The sequence below is a fragment of the Bacillus sp. FJAT-27225 genome (genome assembly GCF_001685025.1).
In the GTDB taxonomy this organism is placed as follows: domain Bacteria; phylum Bacillota; class Bacilli; order Bacillales; family Cytobacillaceae; genus Bacillus_D.
On the sequence record NZ_MAYU01000011.1, the window covers coordinates 1 to 1164 of the forward strand.

Annotated in this window: 8 tRNA genes and 1 rRNA gene; all 9 read left to right on the forward strand. The window is 48.4% G+C overall.

The features are described from left to right. Window positions 1–155 precede the first annotated feature (155 nt). Window positions 156–269, forward strand: a 5S ribosomal RNA gene (gene rrf, locus A8F94_RS07570). A gap of 8 nt (window positions 270–277) precedes the next feature. Next, window positions 278–352 (forward strand) — tRNA-Asn (locus tag A8F94_RS07575). Between the two features lie 5 nt (window positions 353–357). Continuing rightward, a tRNA-Ser gene (locus tag A8F94_RS07580) sits at window positions 358–448 on the forward strand. 16 nt (window positions 449–464) lie between these two features. Continuing rightward, window positions 465–539, forward strand: a tRNA-Glu gene (locus A8F94_RS07585). A gap of 3 nt (window positions 540–542) precedes the next feature. Beyond that, window positions 543–618, forward strand: a tRNA-Val gene (locus A8F94_RS07590). A 42-nt stretch (window positions 619–660) separates the two neighbouring features. Next, window positions 661–736, forward strand: a tRNA-Thr gene (locus A8F94_RS07595). Window positions 737–741: 5 nt separating this feature from the next. Further along, a tRNA-Tyr gene (locus A8F94_RS07600) sits at window positions 742–826 on the forward strand. A gap of 23 nt (window positions 827–849) precedes the next feature. Then, window positions 850–925 (forward strand) — tRNA-Thr (locus tag A8F94_RS07605). Window positions 926–930: 5 nt separating this feature from the next. Then, window positions 931–1015: transfer RNA gene (locus tag A8F94_RS07610), tRNA-Tyr, on the forward strand. The last annotated feature ends 149 nt before the right edge of the window (window positions 1016–1164 follow it).

Here is a 1164-nt window from a genome sequence, read left to right on the forward strand (position 1 = left end):
CGTGTGGAGCTGACTGATACTAATCGATCGAGGACTTAACCATATTTGATTGCGAACGTTCTTCTAAACCTTCTATTACGATTACCCAGTTTTGAGGGAATAATTTCCCCTTGAAAAAAATCAAAAAGACATTATAATAGTAAATGTCTTCATTGTCTGGTAACTATGGCGAGAAGGTCACACCCGTTCCCATCCCGAACACGGAAGTTAAGCTTCTCAGCGCCGATGGTAGTTGGGGTGCAAACCCCTGTGAGAGTAGGACGNCAGGCTTCATTATTCCGCAGTAGCTCAGTGGTAGAGCAATCGGCTGTTAACCGATCGGTCGTAGGTTCGAGTCCTACCTGCGGAGCCAAAAATGGAGAGCTGTCCGAGTGGCCGAAGGAGCACGATTGGAAATCGTGTATACGCTAACCGCGTATCAAGGGTTCAAATCCCTTGCTCTCCGCCATACATATTTTAAATAAGGCCCCTTGGTCAAGCGGTTAAGACACCGCCCTTTCACGGCGGTAACACGGGTTCGAATCCCGTAGGGGTCACCATTTGGAGGATTAGCTCAGCTGGGAGAGCATCTGCCTTACAAGCAGAGGGTCGGCGGTTCGATCCCGTCATCCTCCACCATTCACCCAATCGAGGGACAATTGATATATTTATACTAACTATGCCGGTTTAGCTCAATTGGTAGAGCAACTGACTTGTAATCAGTAGGTTGGGGGTTCAAGTCCTCTAGCCGGCACCATTGTTGGAGGGGTAGCGAAGTGGCTAAACGCGGCGGACTGTAAATCCGCTCCCTCAGGGTTCGGCGGTTCGAATCCGTCCCCCTCCACCATCATCTTTTNTTCATTTTACAATGCCGGTTTAGCTCAATTGGTAGAGCAACTGACTTGTAATCAGTAGGTTGGGGGTTCAAGTCCTCTAGCCGGCACCATTTGTGGAGGGGTAGCGAAGTGGCTAAACGCGGCGGACTGTAAATCCGCTCCCTCAGGGTTCGGCGGTTCGAATCCGTCCCCCTCCACCATCATCTTTTATGAATACGCATCATTACTTAAAGACATACTATGTATGTTCTTTCTTTTTAAACTCTAATGTTTTTAAAAATATCGATGGGCTATAGCCAAGCGGTAAGGCAACGGACTTTGACTCCGTCATTCGTAGGTTCGAATCCTG